Source organism: Fulvivirga kasyanovii (assembly GCF_009711405.1).
GTDB classification, from domain to species: domain Bacteria; phylum Bacteroidota; class Bacteroidia; order Cytophagales; family Cyclobacteriaceae; genus Fulvivirga; species Fulvivirga kasyanovii.
Genome location: NZ_SMLW01000091.1, coordinates 1 through 599, shown reverse-complemented (window position 1 = coordinate 599; position 599 = coordinate 1). Strand labels below are relative to the sequence as shown.

Genomic DNA, 599 nt, shown 5'->3' with positions numbered 1-599 from the left:
ATTCAGAAAGAGCTTTTCCAACCAGAATTGTTTTTAACTCCAAAATGGTATTTATTCAAGAATAGCTCCTTAGGTGCTGTCTATCAAAATATCCCCTGGGAGCAGCTTTCGGAATGCTTGCCGGAGGAGAACAAGGGGCCGGGTGCTCCCCGTTGGTTTTCATCACAAGGCATGTTCGGTCTAATGTTCCTGAAGGCCTACCTGGATATCAGTGATGAAAAACTGATTGAACGGTTTAATACCGATTGGAGCCTCCAGTTATTTTGTAATAAGCTGCTCAAGGACAACGAAAGGATTAAGGATAAGGCTATAGTTAGCAGGATCAGGAGTTACATGGCTGATCATGCAGATTGGGAGCAGGTGCAGGAAGTATTGATAAGGCATTGGAAAAGGGACATGAACAACACTCATGTACTACTGATGGATGCTACCTGTTATGAGAGTTACCTTCGTTTCCCTACGGATGTGAAGCTACTATGGGAAAGCTGTCATTGGGTATTCGAGAAGCAACTCTTCAAGTGGTGCAAAAGGCTGAGCATCAAAAGGCCAAGGTCAAAGTATATTGACCAGAAGCGGAAACAACTGGATTATGACCTCAG

1 protein-coding gene is annotated in these 599 nt (G+C 43.9%); it reads left to right on the top strand.

All coding sequences use genetic code 11. The features are described 5' to 3' along the window. Positions 1–599 (top strand): transposase (locus tag E1163_RS00140; RefSeq protein WP_185155874.1); only part of this gene is annotated, 599 nt, incomplete at both ends.